Source organism: Phytohabitans maris (assembly GCF_031085175.1).
GTDB lineage: Bacteria > Actinomycetota > Actinomycetes > Mycobacteriales > Micromonosporaceae > Phytohabitans > Phytohabitans maris.
The window spans coordinates 321442-341876 of sequence record NZ_JAVHUY010000002.1 but is presented as its reverse complement, the minus strand read 5'-3'; the positions used below and the strand labels follow the sequence as shown (position 1 = coordinate 341876).

Here is a 20435-nt window from a genome sequence, read left to right as displayed (position 1 = left end):
GTGCTTGCACATCGGGCAGGTCCGCGCCGGTGGGGCCGGCCACGCAGCGGCAGAGAACGTGTTGCGCCAAGGCAAGGACCTGCCGCTGTTCAGGCAGCCTCAGGTGTATGCCTGGCCAGGAACTCGTCGATCGCCTGACGGATCAACCCTGAGCGTCCCGCCTTGTCGTTGCCCGCCAGCTCGTCCAAACGCTGAACGGCGGCCGTGGAGAGCCGTACTCCGGTCACGATCATCGGTACGCTCTCCGGGTTCGGCGCCGGACCGAGGTCCGGACCGACGGCAGCATCGCGCAACAGCTCCGAGATGTCCCCGCCGCTGTCGAAGTAGGCCACTAGCTCTTCCCGGCTCATCGTTCGCGGGTCCCGGTGCACTGTCATCGTGTCCCCTCCATCCACTGCTGACCTCTTCAGGCGTAGCCGGTCGCACCGCCAGGATGGCGTAGCTGTTGACCTCGCCAACCCGCTCGCACAACACCACGATCACCCGAGCCGAATCGGCCAAGCCAGCCACCGCCAGCAGCGGCGTCCCGACGTGGTTCTCGATCCGCTGGGTCGAGAACAGCGCCTCGATCGCCTCCCGCTCGGACACGCCGTGCCGTGCCGCTCGCCTTACCGGCCTCCGTCCAGCCGTACTCCCGCTCGGTCACACGGCCAGCGTACAACGCGTAAAACGTCCGCACATGACCGCGCCCCTCCCCGCTCCGATCACCGTCGCGCTATGCGGCACGGGGCTCGCGGCACGAGCGCGGCCGGTCAAGCGGTCGGCGCTGCCGCCACCGCCCACGACCAGCGGCTATGAGCGGACGTTCCGCGGCCGATCCGGGCGCTGCTGGAGCTGGAGCGCTGGGCCCGCCTGGTGCGATCACGCGTCGAAGGCGATCGTCCGTAGCGAGTTTGCCGCCTGGATCGACATCGACCGGTTGAGCACCATCTACCCCTTATATCCCTTTGCACATGAGCATCTGCACGTGCAGATGCTCGCTTGCATTTGCTTGCGTGCACAAGCACGATGGCGGCGTGGTCGGATCGAGACAGGGCCGTCTCTCTCGCCAGCGGGGCGGGAGCACGCGTGACACACGCCAGCAGCCGGCCGAAGACGGGCCCACGCTTACCGTGATCCTCGGCTTGCTGGCGGTAGAGGGCCTCTTGATGGCGTTCTCCATCTGCGCGGCGATACTGGGCCAGTCGAGTCTGGCCGTCATGGGCGGCACCGCCTTCGTCACTCTCGCCGGAGATATCGTCCGGCGGTTCCTGACCTACGGCACCGCCCGCCGAGAGCGACCCCCTGACACCGTCGAGGGACACCGGCCCGTCGAGCGAGCGGGCGGCAGTGGTATCTCTGGCGGATGACCGCGATGCGCCACATCGGGCCGATCAGCCGAAGGACGGATCGATGACCTCGCCGCCCGATGCCCGCTTCGGTGGCCCGACGGCACTACGGATGATTCTCGGCGCGCAGCTGCGCAGGCTGCGCGAAGCCAATGGCATCAGCCGCGAGCAGGCCGGGTGGGAGATCCGCGCGTCCGAGTCGAAGATCAGCCGGCTGGAGCTCGGGCGCGTGGGCTTCAAGGAGAGAGACGTTGCCGACCTGCTGACCTTGTACAACGTCGTCGACGGCACCGACCGCGCGGCGATCCTGTCTTTGGTGCGTCAAGCCAACAGTCCAGGGTGGTGGCACGAGTACACCGACATCCTCCCGTACTGGTTCTCGTCGTTCCTCGGCCTGGAGGCGGCGGCCGATCATATCGACACATATGAGACACAGCTCATTCCCGGGCTCCTTCAGACCAGGGACTATGCCCGCGCTGTCGTCCAGGGTGGAGACGCCGACGCCGACGACTCCTTCGATCTCGAGCGCCGCGTCGACGTGCGCATGACCCGCCAGCAAAGACTTGCCGCCGCGGACGGGCTACGGCTGCGGGCGGTCCTCGACGAGGCGGTGTTGCGGCGAGCCATCGGAGGCGCGGCGCTCATGCGTGCGCAGATAGCCGCCCTGATCGAGGCGTCGACACGACCCAACATCCGGCTCCATGTGCTTCCGTTTCGCACCGGCGTGCATTCGGCTCTCATCGGCTCGTTCACCATCCTGGGCTTCCCGGAGCCGGACATGCCAGATGTCGTGTACATCGAGCACGCCACCGGTGCGATCTACCTCGACCGTGCGAGTGACGTCGACACGTACCTCAGCGTGATGCGGCAGCTGGCGCACGAGGCCGAGCCATCGCAGCGGACAGCCGACCTTCTCCACAGGATCATGAAGGAGCTCTAGATCTCCGGGGTCGGGCCTAGTGTTCGGTCGTGTGAGGAACCGAGGGTCGACGAGCGGCATCCGGCGGATGTGGTGAGCGGGATGGTCGCCGAGGTGCTCCGGCTGGCCGAGACCTGGACGGTGTAGGACGGTGAGCCACTGCCCGTGGACGACCGGTTTCAAGCTCAGCCAAGATCGATCAGGTCGAAATAGCAAGTCGATGGCGGCAACTGCGGTGAGCCTGGAGAGAAGTGGCCGGGCGACGCCTACACCGCAGGCGCGTGGTCTGATGGACGTACTTCCATGGTCGCTATGTCATCTCGTCGTGGGCGGTTTGAGGTGGGATTGATTGTCATGGGCCCACGGCAGCGCTTCCCTGATGGCTTCGTACTGGGTGCGGGCGAGGCTTTTGGCTTCGGGTCCAGAGACGGTTTCGACCTCGAGCGTGAGCTCGATCGGCGCCACCGGTCTCTTGCGCCTGGTGCGACCGGTCGAAGGTAGCGCAGGCGTGGGTGGTTCGTCCGCGGTTGGCCGGGGGTTGGTCTGGACTGGTCGGAGCGTGGGTCCCCGATGTCGGTGTCGGCGGCCGCTTTCCGCGTGACTTCGAAACGCTCGCCGGGTCAGGGCGTCGGTCACTCGGTCGCGGCTCGTCCTGCGCGGTGCAAGATGGTAGAGCCGTCCCGGCGCCGGAGTTCAGGGCGGCCGCCAACGCGGTGCGTTGTTCCTGCGTCAGCGCCGCCGCCCCGTCGATGATCGCTTGCACGAACTCGTCGAGTTCACTGCCGCGCCTCTCACGACGGGCCGTCATGACGAGCCCTCCATGCGCGGGAAAGTGGTGAACAGAACTGCGGCTGGCGGTCGAGGCCCGCATACCCATCGCTTGGTAGATCGTCTCGTGGGACACCCACAACTCCGGCCGGTCGACGAACTCCAGGCGCAGCCACCGGCTGATCTGCACCGGCGACCACCGCTACCTTGGTTTCTCCCGGACGATCGCCCATAGCGGTGGCCAGGGCTGGCCCCAGGCCGGGCGAAGCCGGCCCGGTCGGGGCCGGCGGGCCCGTTCGTCGCGTGCAACCTGGCCATGCCCGCCACGCCCTCAGGCAGCCGCGCCTTGGCCAGCCGGCGGCCGGACACGTCCATCACCTCAACATCGTGGTGGTCCTGAGCCCAGTCATCTCCCACGAACAGCAACGCGTCTCCCACCTCTCGAACCGGCCACCACAGGCAGCCAGGCGCAGAACCATCAGGGACCTAATGAAGCAGTGCTCACGCCACAACAGGCGGGCACGACATCCCATCAGCGATCAACTCTCCACACCGACCGGCAGCGGCACCATCTTTCATCAGGACCCCACGTCCAGGAGCACAAAGTGCTCGTCCGCCGGCGGCTACCTACCCCACCATGAGTCTGCCGGACGGCTCACTCCCAGAACTCAATAGGAGACCCCGGCTACCGCACGCTCAGCTTTACCAGGGCATAGGAAACCGTCGTCGAGCCGTCTGCTTCACGACAGCCTGATCGCCGAGGATCCGAGCCTGATCGGGTTGGGGCGATCTGGTGTTGAGACAAGCGGAGCGGCGGCAACCGCGTCCCGGCCGGCTGGACCTGCTCCTGGTAGATCCGGACGAGCCCACCCGATAGGAGGTGGAGATCCAGTTCGGTCCACCGACGAGGCGCACATCATCCGCAACGTCGAGTATGGGGGACGTCGCGCCTACGGCTTGATCGTGTTGCTCCTTGGTCGCCGGTGAGTTCGTGTGCTGGCCGGCCCGTGGTTGGCCAGCGGCCAGGCCGGTCTGTTCTTGGCGGCCACGCGTGCCGTCGGGCGGCTTTCGTGGTGGTGAGGGTGATCTTTTGTGTGGAGGTCGGAAAGCTGGCGTTGAGGTCGTTGTTGTGTGTCCTTGGGTCAGGTGCTGATTCCTCCTCTTGAATATTGACATCAATCTCCACTACGGAGTGGGATGCCTCGACTGCGCATGGTTATCGTCTGGGGAGGACGTTGTGCCTGGTGGCCGTGGCGTTTGGCAGGTTTCTGTCGTTTTTGGACGGCTGGCTCGTCTGTCTTTCCTGTCGGTTCTCGTCCTCGTCGCGTCGATGCTGGTGGTCCTGCCGCTGGAGCCGGCGGTGGCTGCTCCGGTGGTGGCTTCCTGTGTGGACGCGCAGTCGCAGATAGGTGCGGCGCGGGAGATGGCGGCGCGGTGTGGGCGTCGGGTGGAGGTTCTGGACGGGCGGACCGAGTTCTCGCAGACGTTTTTGAACCCGGACGGCTCGGAGACGCTTGAGGAGAGCATCGAGCCGGTCCGGGTGCGTAGGGGCGGGTCGTGGGTGCCGGTCGATACGACCCTTAAGGTTGGTCCGGAGGGGATCGTGCCGCGGGCTGCGGCTGTGCCGGTCGTGTTCTCGGCTGGTGGTGACGGGCGGCTGGCCCGGGTTGCGCGGGGTGACCGTGAGCTTGGGATGACGTGGCCGGGTCGTCTGCCGGCGCCGAAGGTTATGGGGAGTACCGCCACCTATCCTGATGTGCTGCCCGGTGTGGACCTGCGGGTGACCGCCCAGGCGGCCGGCTTCTCTGAGGTTCTGGTGGTGCGCACCCGGGAGGCTGCGGCCAACCCGAGACTGGCCTCGCTCCGGTTTGGTTTGGCCACGCGTGGGGTGAGCGTGCGCACGGCTGAGGGTGGCGGCCTCGTGGCCCGCGACGAGGAAGGTCGGGAGGTGTTCTCGGCTCCGGCGCCCTTGATGTGGGACTCCTCGGTGGAGGCGCCGGACAAGGGTGTGACCGCGCAGCGCGCCCAGCCGAAGGGGACCGGCGCTGAGCCGCCGGGGATCTCGGCGCGGGACGGGCGGCGGTTGGCTGTGATGCCGGTGCGGGTGGAGAACGGCGGCCTGATCATTACGCCGGATCAGAAGATCCTGGCCGACCCGGCGGCGAGGCTGCCAATCTTCATCGACCCGTCGTGGACTGCGAGTCTGTCGGGTAGTGCGTGGACGTCGGTGTGGAGCAAGTCGCCGTCGAGTTCCTTCTGGCAGAACTCGTCCGCTTTGCAGAATGGGTCGACGTACGGCTCGGCGGGTGCGGGGCGGACCGAGGACTGCTCGGGCTGCGCCGACCACATTGTCCGGTCGCTGTTTCGGATGGACACCACGAAGGTGCGGGGCAAGCAGATCCTGGCTGCCGAGTTTCGGATCGAGCAGCGGCATGCCTGGACGTGCAGCCCGAAGTCGAATGCCAAGCTGTGGCTGACCGGCGCCATCTCGTCGGGTACGACGTGGAACAGGCAGCCGACGTGGTACGGCGACCAGACCGCGCAGACCGCCGCCAACCGCAAGGTCGGCGCCGCGCATGGTTGTGCCGGCACGGGCACGGTCGAGTTCAACGTGAAGTCGATGGTGACCAAGGCCGCGGCTGGCAAGTGGACCACGCTGACCGTGGGGTTGCGCGCGCTCGACGAGGGCAGCAAGAACCAGTGGAAGCGGTTCAACCATTCCTCACCGAAGCTTGCGATCACGTACAACACGCCGCCGAACGCGCCGGGCAGCCGGTTCTCGGACGCCAAGGACTGCGCGACCGGCACGGCCCGGCCGTATGTGCGTACGCTCACGCCGGCGCTGGCCGGCAAGCAGAGCGACCCGGACGGCGACCAGGGCCTCACGACGTCGTTCTACTGGTGGCCGTCGGGTGGGTCGCGGAGCGAGACGAACAAGGTCTCGAAGGCCGCGGGCAACAACACGTCGGTGGCCGCGACGGTGCCTGCCGGTCGGCTCGCCGACGGTGGAACGTACGTGTGGCAGGCGCGGACCGCGGACGCTCACTCGAGTGGGGCCTGGTCGGCGACCTGCGAGTTCACTGTGGACGTCACAGCGCCGGGGGCGCCGTCCGACGTGACGTCCGCGGACTATCCGGAGGACTCACCGACGACACCGGCGCGCGGAGGGGTGGGCCTGGCGGGCGAGTTCGAGTTCTCGCCGCCGTCGGCTGGGGCCAGCGAGGTCGTCGGGTATGCCTGGTCGCTGGACGACAGCGTGCAGCCCTCAGCCGCCACCCAGGTGACCGCGACGGCGGCGCATACCGCCACGGTCACGTTCACTCCGGTGCGGGACGGTGTGCACACGATGTATGTGTGGGCCAGGGACCGGGCGGGCTGGTACACGCCGAGCGCTGTGCCGTACACGTTCAAGGTGAAGGCGGGTGCGGGGCCGGCGGCGCACTGGATGTTCGACGAGGCGAGCGGGAACGCCGCCGACGCCACCGGTCACGGCAACACGGTCACGCCCTCGGCGGGCGTGACCCGTACGCCGGGGCGATCCGGCGTGGGCAAGGCGCTGGACTTCAACGGTTCCGCGCAGGCGTTGACGGGTGGTCCGGTGATGACGCCCCACCCGGACACCGAGGTGCCGATCCAGGTGCGTACCGACTCCAGCTTCACTGTGACGGCTTGGGTGCGGGTGCCCAGCACGACGGGTGTGACGGGTATCCGCACGGCGGTGGCGGCGGATGCCACCCGCCGCTCGCCGTTCATGCTGGCCTACCACGGCGACGTGAACAAGTGGCGGTTCAGCATGACCGATGCCGATTCGGACAGCAGCGGTCTGTACCACGCGTACTCCGACGCGACAGCGGCCGCGGGTAGGTGGACGCACCTGGCCGGCGTCTTCGACGTCTCCACCAGGCAGATGAAGATCTACGTCAACGGTCAGCTTCAGTCGTCGACCGCGACACTGCCGAGCGCGTTCAACACCTCCGGGGTGCTCACCATCGGCCGACGTATGTGGAACGGCGGCGCCGACAGCTTCTTCACCGGCTCGGTTGACGAGGTGCGCCTCTACAACTATGCAGTGCCGGCCGCTCAGCTTCTTGCGCTGGCGTTGCCGCTGCCGCCGTCGATCACCCTGCCCGGCGGCGACAGCGTGCCGGTCGGGACCGCCGCCACCGCGGTCATCGGGGCGGGCGGCGACACGAACGTCACGTCCTACAAGTACAGCATCGGGTCCACTGCCCTGAACCAGATCGGGACTGCGACGAACCCGGGTGCAACGGTGACAATCCCGTTGCCGACAGCGGATCCCGGCACGGTCAGCGTGTACGCGGTCGCGGTCGACGGCAGTGGCCGGCAGTCGCCGACCTACCAGGTGGCTCAGCTGAGGGTGGTGGCTCCGGCCACGCTGTCGGGGTTCGTCACCGATGCCGACTTCAACCCGCTGCCTGGGGCTGTGGTGACGGTGGAGTCGACTGGACGGTCAGCGGCCGCCGTGGCCGACGGTTCGTACACGGTCAGCGGCTTCTCCGCCGGTACGTACACGGTGCGGGCCGCATATGGTGGCGCCTGCGGCCTGGTGGCCGTCCTGCCCGGCGTCGAGATCAGCGGTGACACGCTGCTGGATCTGATGCTGACCCCGGTCACCGACGGGCTCGGCTACACCTGCGCCACGCAGAACACCGCGTTCAGCCCGGTGAACGACACCGTGCTCGCGCTGGCCGGTGACGACGCGGTGGCACAGGTGGGCATTCCGTTCGCGTTCCCGTTCTACGGCGCCAGCTACCGCAGCGCGTGGGTGGACACCAACGGCATGCTCTCGTTCACCGATCCCGGCGGCTCCCACCCGTACGACGGCACGACGCTGCCCGCGCCGGCCGAGCCGAACGCCGTCGTAGCCCCGTTCTGGGACGACCTGGTCGTGGACGCGCAGTCAAGCGTGCGCACCGCCGCCACCGGCACCGGCGAGGCCGCCCGGTTCACCGTGGAGTGGCGCAACGTGCACCGCAAGGACTCCACCACGCAGCGGCTGTCGTTCGAGGTGACCCTGGCCCCGGACGGCACCGTCACGACCAACTACGACAGCCTCGACAACGACGCCGAACGCGGCATTGAGGCGGCGGTCGGCATCGAGGCACCAGCCGGCGAGGACGGGTTCACCTTCTCCCGCAACCAGGCCGCGCTGACCAGCGGGCGGGCCGTCGTGTTCGACCACCCGGAGGCGCAGAGCCCGATCGACGTGTACGACCTGTCCGGCACGCTGGTCAACGCCTCCGGGACACCCGTGGTCGGGGCAACGGTGACGCTCGACCCGTCCGGCCTGACCACCACGACCGGGGCCGGCGGCGCGTGGCGGTTCGACGACCTGGTCGCCGACAGCTACACCGTCACCTCCACCGTCGGAGGACGATGCCGCAGCATGGCCCGTGCCCAGGTCGAACTGGCCGGCGACACCGTGCGCAACCTCCAGCTGGGCCCCGACCACGGCGGCCTGGGCTATGCCTGCGCCACCGGCGCGGCGAGCTTCGTGCCCGCCACGACCGTGCTCCCGCTCACCGGTGACGACGCGGCGACCCAGGTCACCATGCCGTTCCCCATCACCTTCCACGGCCGCCAATACACCACCGGATGGGTACACACGAACGGGATGGTCAGCTTCGGCGACGTCTCCGGCCTCCCGGACACCTACGCCAACCCGACGATGCCCACCGCGGCCGCGCCCAACGCGGTGGTGGCACCGTTCTGGGACGACTTCCAGGTGGACGCCCCCGCGAGCGTGCTGACCCTGACCCAGGGGGCCGCGCCCAACCGCTCGTTTGCCGTGGAATGGCGCAACGTCGGCTTCCGCCCCAGCAGCGCGGAGCGGGTCACCTTCGAGGTGATCTTCCACGAGGACGGGCGGATCGCGTTCCACTACGGCCCCGGGATGACCTCACCGACCCAGCAGGGCGGCGCCGCCACCATCGGCTTGGAGAACGCCTCCGGAACCGTGGCCGCCCTGTACTCCTTCCACGAGGCGACATTCCTGTCCAACTCGTCCATCGTCTACACACCGGCACCGGCGGGAACGGTGAGCGGCACTCTGACCACCGCCGTCACCGGTATGCCGGTATCCGGGGCCACGGTCACGCTCAACCCGGGCGGGCGCACCGCCACCACCGGCGCCGACGGCGGCTTCCAGCTCACCGGCCTGCCGGTCGGCGAGTACACCCTGGCCGCGTCCACCGGCGACAACCGGTGCGCCGGCCAGTACGCCAAGCAGACGATCAACCACCCCGGCGGAACCTCCGATGTGGACCTGTCGCTCATGCTCGACGGCGACGAGTTCGGCTACGAGTGCGCGGCCGGGCCGCAGACGTTCGTCCCCGGTGACATCACCGAGGGCTGGACCGGCGACGAGACCGTGTGGCAGAAGAACCCGCCCTTCCCGGTCAAGCTCTACGGCAACACCTACACCTCGGCGTGGATCAGCGCCAACGGCCTGGTCAGCTTCAAGGACCCGACCTTCTTCGGCTGGATCGGCTCCATCCCCAGCCCCATCCCGTCACCGGCGGCCGAGGGCGTGCCCAACGCCGCGGTCTACGTCCACTGGGACGACTGGGTGGTCGACTCCCAAGCCCGCATCGCCACCAAGGTCTCCGGCACCACCCCGAACCGGCAGTGGGTGGTGGAGTGGCGCAACGTCCACCACTTCGAGGACCCCACCGCACGCGCCACGTTCGAGGTCATCTTCCACGAGAACGGCGCCATCACCTTCGCCTACGCCGACATCACCGCCACCAGCGGGCTGGAACGCGGCTCCGGCGCCATGGTCGGCATCGAGAACGCCTCCGGCACCATCGGCTTCCAGTACCTCTTCAAAGAGACGTGGCTCGCCTCCGGCCAGGGCGTCTCCTTCACCCCCACCCCACCGGGCGCCGGCACCGTCAGCGGCACGGTCACCTGCCAGGACAGCCCGGTCCCCGGCGCCACCGTCGCCGTGTCCGGCCAAAGCGCGACCACCGGCGCGGACGGCGGCTACGAGTTCCCGAACCTGCCCGCCGGCACCTACGCGGTCGTCGCGACACTCCCGTCCGGTAACTGCCGAGGCTCCAAGGTCACCCAGATCACCGTCGGCACCAACACGCAGATCGACGCCGACTTCCCCGCCGGCGTCACGGCCAGCGGCGCCGGATACACCCTCGCCGAACAGGCCGTGCCATACACACCCATCGGCGGCACCGTCCTACCACTGACCGGCGACGAAGCGTACGGCCAGGTCTCCCTGCCGTTCCCGGTCACCCTGTACGGGCAGTCGTACAACACCGGATGGGTCGACACCAACGGCCTGGTCGCCTTCATCGACCCCGGCGAACCCTCCTCCGACGCCTGGCCCATCCCCTCACCAGAAGGACCAGAGGAACCGAACGCCGCCATATACCCCTTCTGGCACGACTGGGTCGTCGACACCAACGCCAGCATCCGCACCGCCACCGCAGGCACCGCACCGAACCGGCAGTACATCGTCGAATGGCGCAACGTCCACTCCTACGAAGACCCAACCACCCGCGTCACATTCCAACTGATCCTCGACGAGACCGGCGGCTTCCGATTCGCCTACGCCGACATCGACGGCACCTACCTCGAACTCGGCGGCGGCGCCACCATCGGCATCGAAAACGCCGACGGCACCATCGCACTGCAATACACCTACCGCCAGCCGGTCCTACGCCCCGGCACCGGCATCCGCATCACCCCACCCACGTCCTGACCCCGCGAAGCCCCAGACGTCTCGGAGGTACCGGTGAACGTGCGTACCCGTCGGCGTGCCCACCGCACGCTCGCCGCCGCCACCACGGTGGTGGTCGTCCTGGGCTTGGCGGCGTTACCAGCACAGGCCGAACCGGCGCCGCCGCAGTACACGCCGCTCGCCGCCGAGCCGCCCCGATCGGTGCCGGTGACCGGGATTCCGTCCGCTTCACTCCCGCGCCGCACAGCGCCGGACCCGGGCGTCAAACCGGCGCCGGTGTGGCCCGAGCCGGGAAGCGCGACCGTGCCGACGACGACCGCAGCCAAGTCGGCCCCGGCGCGTGCCGGAACACTACCCGTGCGGGTAACTGCTCCGGCACGTGGCCAGGCCAGGTCCGTCGAGGTGCCCGCGAGCGTCCAGATCGAGGTGCTCGATCGCGCGGCGACCGGCAGGGCCGGGGTGACGGGCGTGTTGCTCCGGGCCAGCCGTGCCGACGGAAAGGCAGGGGGCGGGGCTGTCGATCTCACCGTTGACTATGGACGATTCAAGACGGCGTACGGCGGTGACTGGGCCTCACGCCTGCGTCTCGTGCGGTTGCCCGAGTGCGCGCTGAGGGCACCGCACCGGCGAGGATGCGCGGGCGAGCCGCTGCCCACCCGCAACGACCCGGCCGCTGGCACCGTCACGGCCGAGGTGCCGATGAGCCCTTCCACGCTGATAGCTCTGGCGGCGGCGCCGTCCGGCCAGGCCGGCGACCTCACTGCCACGTCGCTGCAGGCCTCGTCGACCTGGACCGCGGGCGGCAGCTCCGGCGACTTCACCTGGTCGTACCCCATGCGGATCCCGCCAGCCCCTGGAGCGGTGGCACCGACCGTCGGGCTGTCCTACTCGTCCCAGTCGGTGGACGGCCGGCACGCGGCCTCCAACAACCAGCCGTCCTGGGTGGGTGAGGGATTCGAGACCACCACGGGCGGGTTCATCGAGCGCCGGTACGAAAGCTGCGCGGAGGACACCGAAGGCGGGGCGAACAACACCGACGAGACCGGTGAGCAGTGCTGGGCCACGGACAACGCCACCATCTCGCTGGCCGGCAGCTCCGGTGAACTGATCTTCAACGCCACCGAAGGCCGGTGGCACCTGCGCAACGACGACGGTACGCGTATCCAGCGGCTGACCGGGGCGGACAATGGCGCCCGCAACGGGGAGTACTGGATCGTCACCAAGCCCGACGGCACTCAGTACTGGTTCGGCAAGCACAAACTGCCCGGCTGGAGCGCCAACAAGCCGGTGACCAACTCGACATGGACCGCGCCGGTCTTCGGCAACCACCCGAACGAGCCGTGCAACGCGGCCGACTTCGACAACTCCGGCTGCACCCAGGCGTGGCGGTGGAACCTCGACTACGTCGTCGACGTGCACGGCAACTCCGCGTCGTACTGGTACAGGACCGAGACGAACAAGTACGCGCACGACTTCGAGAACAACGAGGGCGTCAGCTACATCCGCGACGGCTACCTAGACCACGTCGAATACGGCACGCGGTACAACAAGGTCACGGAGGTGGACAGCACCTTCACCGCCACCGCGCCGGCCCGCGTCGACTTCGCCGCGGCCAACCGGTGCCTGTCGAGCTGTGCAACACACGACGAGGTGCACTGGCCGGACACTCCCTGGGACCAGGAGTGCACAGGCTCGACATGCGAGACCTACAGCCCGACCTTCTGGTCGACCAAGCGGCTCGCCTCGATCACGACCCGGATCTGGGACGGCTCCCAGTACGACGACGTCGAGCGGTGGACGCTCACCCACACCTTCCCCGACCCCGGCGACGGCACGCGGGCCGGACTGTGGCTGTCAAGGCTCTCACACCAGGGACTGGTCGGCACTGCGGCAAGCGTGCCGGACGTGGAGTTCTCCCACCTCCAGCTACGAAACCGGGTAGACGTCACCGGAGACTTCGCCGCCGCGATGAGATGGATGCGGATCGACGAGATTCGCTACGAGTCCGGCGGCACGATCAACGTGAACTACTACCCGGAGGACTGCGCCGCGGGCAGCCGGATGCCGTCCTCTCCGGCCTCTAACACGCTGCGCTGCTATCCCGTGCGCTGGACACCGGAGGGCTACCAGGACCCGGTCACCGATTACTTCCACAAGTACGTCGTGCACACCATCGACGAAGAGGACCACACCGGCGGCGTAGAGCCCAAGGGCAGCCCGCCCGTCCGGCACACGTACAGCTACCTCGGCGACCCGGCGTGGCACTACAGCGACGACGACGGCCTCATCGAGAAGAACGACAAGACCTGGTCGGGCTGGCGCGGATACGCGAAGGTCGGTGTCACCACCGGCGACGGCGGCGAGCGCACGTACACCGAGAACACGTACTTCCGTGGCATGCACGGCGACCGCGCGGCGTCCGGCACGCGCAACGTGCCGGTCACGGGCACGGGAGTCCCGACGGTCAACGACGAGGACGCGTATGCGGGCATGGCCCGTGAGACAACCGTCCACAACGGCGCCGACGCGAACGGGCCCGTCGTATCCAAGCAGGTCGTCGAGCCGTGGCGGTCAGCGCCCACCGCAACGCGGACCGTCAACGGCGACCTCGTGGAGGCCCGGTTCACCGGCACGCTGGCAACCCACGAGCGGACGACCCTCGACGGTGGACGCGCGCCCCGCGTGCGATCGCTGCGCAACACGATGGACGCCCTTGGCATGGTGATCGCGGTCGACGACTCCGGGGACGCCGGCACACCCGGCGACGAGACATGCGCCAAGAGCACGTTCGAGCCGCGTAACCGCGACGTCTGGCTGATGAACGTACCTCACAGAAACGAGTCCTACTCGGTGAGCTGCACCGCCGCGGCGAACCCCGCCACGCTCACCGCGGACGACGTGATATCCGACTCCCGGATCTCGTTCGACGGCAAGCCCTACGGCACCGCCCCGGATCGCGGACTCGCCACCACCACCGAGGCGATGGTGGGCTGGACCGCTGGCACCACCACGTACGACATCATCAGCACCGCCGAATACGACTCCAGCGGCCGCGTCACCGCATCACGCGACGCCCTGGACAACCTCACCAGGACCGACTACCTGCCAGCAGAAAGCGGCCTGGTCACGCAGACCACCGTCACCAACGCGCTCAACCACCGCGTCATCACGACCGTGAACCCCGCATGGGGGCTGGCGACCTCCACACTGGACGCCAACGACAAACGCACGGACCTGGCATACGACGCCCTCGGCCGGCTCACCCACGTCTGGCTCCCCGGCCGGGACAAGAACACCCAGACGGCCAACACCACGTTCGCGTACCAGATCAGCAACACCGTCCCGAGCGTCGTCGTCACCAGCAAGCTCAACGCCGCCGCACGATACGTGACCAGCTACACGCTCTACGACGGCCTGCTACGACAACGCCAGACCCAGGTCCCCTCCGTGTCAGGCGGTCGCCTCCTGACGGACGTCTTCTACGACACTGCGGGCCGAAAGTCGCGCGAGCACGGAGCCTACTTCAACAGCGTGCCGCCGTCGGCACAGCTGGACACGGCCACCGACCGGCAGGACGTGCCCAACCAGACACGAACCGTCTACGACGGCGCCGGCCGGGTCATCGCCTCCATCTTCCAGCCAAACACCATCGAACGCTGGCGCACCACCACCGCCTACGGCGGCGACCGCACCGACATCACACCACCGGACGGCGGCACGGCGACATCCACGATCACCGACGCCCTCGGGCGCACCGTCGCCATCCGCCAGTACGAGGCCGCCACCCCGACCGGTGCCTTCGACGCCACCACGTACACGTTCAATCGCAAGGGCAAGCTCGCGAAGGTCACCGACGCGTCCGGCAACGCATGGACCTACACGTACAACCTGCGCGGCCACCAGGTCACCGCCACCGATCCGGACAAGGGCACCACGATCAGCACCTACGACGACGCCGGTCGCGAATCGTCAGCCACCGACGCCAGGGGCAAGAAGCTCATCTACGGATACGACGCCCTGGGCCGCCGCACCTCCGTCGCCGAATCGGGCGTGGGCACTCGCGCCCGCTGGACCTACGACACCATCGCCAAGGGGTACCTCACCCAGGCGGTACGGTTCGTTGGCACCGCCAACTACACCTCCCGGATCACCGAGTACGACGACGCCTACCGACCCACCAGCCAAGAGATCGTCATCCCGGCGACCGAGACCGGACTTGGCGGCACCTACGCCTTCGGCTCCGACTACAACGTCGACGGCAGCGCCCGTTCGCAGGACTATCCCGCAGTAGCTGACCTGCCGCTGGAATCCGTCCAGTACCACTACGACGAGATCACCGGCCTGGCGACCCACTCGTCCAGCACATACCAGGGCGCGGCGCTCAGCTACGTCTCGGCCACCGCGTACAACGAACTCGGCCAAGTCAACCAGCTCACCCTGTACACCGGCAAGTTCTCCGGCCTCGGCACTCGCGTCTACCGGTACTTTACCCACGATCTCGCCACGGGCCGGCTCACCGGCGTCCGCACCGACCGCGAGACCATCTCTCCCTTCACGCTCAACAACACCCAGTACGGCTACGACGACGCGGGCAACATCGAGAAGATCGACGACGTCGCCGCCGGCGATACCCAGTGCTACCAGTACGACCACCTGCGTCGCATGACCCAGGCATGGACACCGTCCTCCGGCGACTGCGCGGCCAACCCCACCACCGCTGGACTCGGCGGGCCGGCCCGCTACTGGCAAGCGTGGGCATACGAAAAGAACGGCAACCGCAAGACCCAGACCGACTACGCCACGACCCCTGGCGGAGCCGACAAGACCACCAGCTACCACTACCCGGCTGACGGAGCCGAGCGGCCGCACGCCCTTACCGGCACGACAACCACCGTCGGAAGCACCACCACGACCGCGTCCTACACCTACGACGCCGCCGGCAACACCCTCACCAGACCCACACCATCGGCAGGCACCCAGACGCTCACCTGGGACTCCGAAGACCGGCTGGCGACAAGCACCGACACCACCGGCGTCACCACCTACATATACGGCGCCGACGGCAACCGGCTGATCCGCCGCGACCCCACCGGCAAGACCCTCTACCTGCCCGGCCAGGAAATCCGCTACACCACCAGCACCGGCGCCAAGACCGCCACCCGCTACTACACCTTCGGCGACATGCCGATCGCCTCCCGCACCGGCGTCGGGTTGACCTGGCTCTCCATGGACCACCAGGGCACCGCGACAACGGCCGTCGACGCGACCACCCAGCAGGCGATCCTCCGCCGGCAGACCCCGTTCGGCGCACCCCGCGGTTCAACCGTCACCTGGCCCAACAGCGAAGGATTCGTCGGCGGCACCGCCGACAACACCGGTCTCACTCACCTGGACGCGCGTGAGTACGACCCGCAGGTCGGCCGGTTCATCTCGGTCGATCCGGTCCAGGACCTGAACGATCCCCAGCAATGGAACGCTTACGTCTACGCCAACAACAACCCCATCACGTTCAGCGACCCAGACGGACGCGTACTGATCGGCGACGACTACGGCCTAGTCAAGGCGATCCCACAGCCGGACGGCAGCTCAAAGATCGTCGACAACCGGCCCAAGCCACTCTCACCACAGGAAAAACAACGCGTTGAGTGGATCCGCGAATACTACGACGCCGAGGCCGAGGCCAAGAAGAAGTGGAAAGCCTACCTGAAAGAGTCGGCGACCGGCGACCCCGCTGACCTGCCACAAGACCTATACCTGCAATACCAGACCGTCATCGACAAAGAATTCTGCGACCGGGTCCCGAACTGCATCGAGGCGATCAAATACTTCGCATCGATCGCCACCGTCGTCGGCATCAACACTCCCGAGGTCTTCGGACCGGACACCCCGGAGCGACCCGGATACGCCAAACGAACCGAATCCCGAAACCTTGTACGCGAGGCCGTAGACCGGCAACTAGCCAAGGGCTGGGACAGGCTCATTCAGGAGAACCTCGGTCCAAAAGAGCAAGAGCAGTACTACCAAGAGATCGAGGATGGCGACTTCAAGAAGTCGCGACGGTGGCTAGGTACCGCTTTGCACAACGCAGTGGCAGACGACCTTGAAGTAACGCACGGCACGCGCTTCCAAACCTTCCGCTCACATAACCCTGACTGGTTGGACAAGAAGACAGGCGTACGAGTCGAGTTGACCACCAGACCAGGCTTCCTGGAGCACTGGAGGCGCCCGAATCCCGCCTACCGGACAGCGACGTACGTGTTCTATCCTCGCCCAGGGCGGCTGCCTGGCCGCCCACGCTAAGTCCGGCCACGGGAGGACGTGTGGCACCGCGACGACCAGCAGGATCCGCCGGCGAGGAGCTGACACTGGAAGGTGTTGACCTGACCGAGGCTGACTTCGCACTCCGCCGTATCCGGTACCTCGCGGTCGCCGGGAGTAGGTTCACCCGCTGCGACTTCAGCGGCATCCGGGTCGCCCAAGGCGGCACCTTCGGCGCAGGCGGCGAGTACAGCGAGTACATCGACTGCATGTTCGACAAGGCGCGGCTGAAGCACATGCGCTCCGGCCGGGCAACCTTTGTCCGTTGCTCCTTCCGTGACGTACTGGTGGACGGTCTCCACTGTCAAGGCGGTGGCGAGTTCATCGACTGCATATTCTCCGGTACCCTGAAGGACGCGATCTTCATCGGCAAGGTGCTGCGATACGAGGGCATGGTGCCCAACCCCAAAGAGGAGCTGGAGTTTCGTGGGAACGACTTCAGTGCGGCCAAGCTGGACAACATCGCGTTCCGTAACGGGATCGACCTGAACCAACAGCGATTTCCGAGCGGACCGGACCATCTCGTCGTTCCTGACGCGACGCGGGTGCTACCACGGGCAATGGAGATCATCGACGGCTGGCCGAATGATGGGCGGGACAAGCGGCGAGCCCGGATAAAGCTCCGCGTAGCGCTGGAGGACGCTGAATCCGGGCAGCAGAACGTCTTCCTAGGTCTTGCGGACCAAAAGGACCCGACGCTTGGCCCAGCCGTGGCGGATGCCGTAGCCCAAGCCGTGGCCGAGCTGAAAAGCTGATCCTTCTCGAGCGCTCGCGTAGCACTCGGCAGAGCATCGATTGTTCCGACGCTCGGAGGTGCGTCATCGGACCTGGCGGCGTCTGCTGCTGAATGACACCGCTTGCAGCATCGGCGCTTGGCGCACCTACGGGCCGCTCGGCTGCGCCGAGTGCGACGCGACGTCCAGCTTCGTCCCACAGACTGCGATCTCGGTGTACCCCGGACGCCTACCCGTTGGTCGATCGGGCTCATCCTCAAAAGGCACCCATTGCGTGTGACTTGCGGCTATCGCCTCTTCTGGGCGAACCGCCAGAATGGTACATACCACCCAAAGGCTACGTGCGAACCTCCTGCCGACAATGCCGGAACGTTCATGACGCCCGACTCTCGAACTGTGAACGCACCATAGTGTCCCTTATGGATAGTGGCTGGGTGATCCAGTGGTCCAACGGGGGGAATGCTGGGCGTCACCCGTTACGCCGCTGATCACCCGTGCCGAAAGCTACCTGCTGCGGAAGGCTGAGCGTCGGCCGGGGCCGTTGTGTGGCTTGGCCTGCTCCACGCTCGGCGACCGGGCAACGGAGGTCCCAGCCGGCCGTAGGCAACGAATCCGGCCAAGACGTGGCTGGCGTGGAAGCCAGGCGGGGCCGTGACAGTGGGATCGCAGCCGATCGGTTGAGCTATCCCGAGATTCCGGTCGCTGAACGGCGTGTCAGCCGGGTGTTCGGCCGCTCCCGCGCAGGCGTAGCGCCTGAGCCCAGGCCTGCGAATCGCTGAGCGTCGAGACCCGTAGCAGCTTGACAATTTGTCGACAAACCTGTCCGTGCCGGGCGGGCGGTACTCTACTGCCCTGTGTCGGTCAGCGAGATCCACGGGCATGCTGCCGGCTTCCGGCTGGCCGAGATACCGAAACAGGTCGCAATGAAGCGATCACCGGCGTGGAGACGAAGCGTGAGGAGTCGGCGTGATGGAGGAACGGAGCGCTGCCAGAAACGGATGGCTGTTCATCCAATTCATGCGCGACCTTCTCGCTGCGTGGCCTGGCGTCTCCGATATCGAGGCCGAGCGGGGCACGCCTGGATCGGCTGATATCGACGCTGACTTCGTGGCAAAGTTCGAGAGCCGGCCGCTGCTGGTCGAGGCGAAGTCCCAGACGCCGCAGACCACTCACCGGCTACAACAACTTGTCGAGCAGCTTCGGGCAGCGGGCACGGCGTATCAGCAGCATCACGGCCCACAACATCAACCACGACTCGTTCTTGCCTTCCCGGGCGTTCTGTTGCCCCAGCGTCATGCGAAGGTCCAGGACGCTGGCGTAGAGATATGGGACGGAGAACGCCTGCAGCGCATGGCCCGCAGGGTTGGCGTGACCACACCAGCGTTCTTGGCCGTCCCGGAGGAGGAACGACCCGCCGAGCGCGAGCCTGCCGACGAACTGCGACGCCGCCTGATCGCGATCCCGAAGGGCAAGGGCGGCGCGTCGGCCTTCGAGCAGTTCGCCGAAGACGTGCTCAATCTGCTGTTCGTGCCACCGCTGAACACGGTCATCCCGCAAAGCAGCAACGAGAACGGCGTCAACCGCCGAGACCTCGTGCTGCCCAACTACGCGCCGGCTGACACTTTTTGGGGCTTTCTTCGCCTGCACTACCGCGGTGACTTCATCGTCGCCGAGGCCAAGAACTACAGCGCCCCCATCAAGAAGGAACAGGTGCTGCAGCTGGCGAACTACCTCAGCCACCACGGCACCGGCTTGGTCGGCATGCTGCTCACCCGTATCGGCCTTGCCCAGGACGCACGGTGGACAAGCCGCGAACAATGGCTGCTCTACAACAAGCTCATCATCGGCCTCGGAGACGACGACTACCACCAGATGCTGCTCACCCACCGCGCCGGCGGCGACCCCGCAGAGCTCGTCCGACAACGCATCGAGGACTTCCGACTACGGATCTGACCACGGTCGCAGGCGGCCCGGTTCACCGGGTGGAGCTGCTGTCGGACCAACGGCTCGCCTTTCGGTCCCGGGGGCCATGCGCGGCCCGCGCTGCGGCGATCCGCCAGCACGTTCTCGACCTGCCCGCCCCGATCGTCGCCACCGCGCTCGGCTACCACCAACACGACTACCCGCCTCGCCGCCGAGGCGGGGCACCACCTGGTCCAACTGCGCCCCGGGCGGCCACGGCAAGTAGGTGGGTGGGTTTCAAGAGGCCGTGCGCAGTGCCGTCATCACGGCGTCATGAATCGGCTCGACCACGTCCTGCACGGACCGACCGGAACCGTGCGCCTCGGCGGGCGTTCTCAGCCTGGATGCGCCGAGGAACTCCGCGTATTGGCCAGTCTACGAGGCCCGGAGGGCCCTGCTACTGGGCGGAAGACGGCCCTGTCGCTGGATCCCTCACGACCGGCCGAGGAGGACCTGTGGGCGAGAAGCAGTGGAACGCCGCGACCGGCAGGTGGGAGATCGACGGAGTCCCGATTGCCTACAGGGTGACCTGGAAGGTCGTCGACACCGGCGAGGAGCACACCAGAGAGTTCAACGACGTCGACCAAGGCTACGAGTTTCACCCGCAGTGCTGGTCACGGAGTCGCTCGAGCCCCAGGTCAGATCCAGAACCGTTAGTATTCAGATAGTTGCAAACGGTGATCTCGCTG

8 protein-coding genes and 1 pseudogene are annotated in these 20435 nt (G+C 67.3%); 7 read left to right on the top strand and 2 right to left on the bottom strand.

The annotated features are described in order from the left end of the window. Positions 1-89: 89 nt before the first annotated feature. Positions 90-377 carry a ribbon-helix-helix domain-containing protein gene (locus tag RB614_RS03275; protein WP_308710800.1) on the bottom strand — a complete coding sequence of 96 codons (288 nt, stop codon included), beginning with the start codon at positions 375-377 and terminating at the stop codon, positions 90-92. A 618-nt stretch (positions 378-995) separates the two neighbouring features. Here RB614_RS03275 and RB614_RS03270 point away from each other — a divergent pair. Both RB614_RS03270 and RB614_RS03265 read left to right on the top strand, forming a co-directional pair. Beyond that, positions 996-1349 carry a hypothetical protein gene (locus tag RB614_RS03270; protein WP_308710799.1) on the top strand — a complete coding sequence of 118 codons (354 nt, stop codon included), beginning with the start codon at positions 996-998 and terminating at the stop codon, positions 1347-1349. Between the two features lie 43 nt (positions 1350-1392). After that, the gene (locus RB614_RS03265) at positions 1393-2268 is read left to right on the top strand and encodes a helix-turn-helix domain-containing protein (protein WP_308710798.1); all 876 of its coding nucleotides are present in this window, start codon (positions 1393-1395) and stop codon (positions 2266-2268) included. Positions 2269-3318: 1050 nt separating this feature from the next. Here the strand turns inward: RB614_RS03265 and RB614_RS44230 are convergent. Continuing rightward, positions 3319-3441, bottom strand: a pseudogene (locus tag RB614_RS44230) (IS110 family transposase); the annotation flags it as partial. 1468 nt (positions 3442-4909) lie between these two features. On the opposite strand from RB614_RS44230, the gene RB614_RS03260 reads away from it, so the two are divergent. From RB614_RS03260 to RB614_RS03240, 5 genes are all read left to right on the top strand, one after another. Beyond that, positions 4910-10753: a carboxypeptidase regulatory-like domain-containing protein gene (locus RB614_RS03260; RefSeq protein ID WP_308710797.1), complete on the top strand. Its 5844-nt coding sequence runs from the start codon at positions 4910-4912 to the stop codon at positions 10751-10753. Positions 10754-11320: 567 nt separating this feature from the next. Next, positions 11321-17032 carry an RHS repeat domain-containing protein gene (locus RB614_RS03255; RefSeq protein WP_308710796.1) on the top strand — a complete coding sequence of 1904 codons (5712 nt, stop codon included), beginning with the start codon at positions 11321-11323 and terminating at the stop codon, positions 17030-17032. A gap of 20 nt (positions 17033-17052) precedes the next feature. Continuing rightward, the gene (locus RB614_RS03250) at positions 17053-17805 is read left to right on the top strand and encodes a pentapeptide repeat-containing protein (protein WP_308710795.1); all 753 of its coding nucleotides are present in this window, start codon (positions 17053-17055) and stop codon (positions 17803-17805) included. Between the two features lie 945 nt (positions 17806-18750). Further along, positions 18751-19737, top strand: a complete 987-nt coding sequence (locus tag RB614_RS03245) for a hypothetical protein (protein ID WP_308710794.1) — start codon at positions 18751-18753, stop codon at positions 19735-19737. Between the two features lie 464 nt (positions 19738-20201). Continuing rightward, on the top strand, positions 20202-20414 hold the full coding sequence (locus tag RB614_RS03240; RefSeq protein WP_308710793.1) for a hypothetical protein: 213 nt from the start codon (positions 20202-20204) through the stop codon (positions 20412-20414). Positions 20415-20435 lie beyond the last annotated feature (21 nt).

Coding starts and splice junctions, on each gene's coding strand:
- RB614_RS03265 (WP_308710798.1), top strand. CDS start 1,393: ATGACCTCGCCGCCCGATGCCCGCTTCGGTGGCCCGACGGCACTACGG.
- RB614_RS03275 (WP_308710800.1), bottom strand. CDS start 377: ATGACAGTGCACCGGGACCCGCGAACGATGAGCCGGGAAGAGCTAGTG.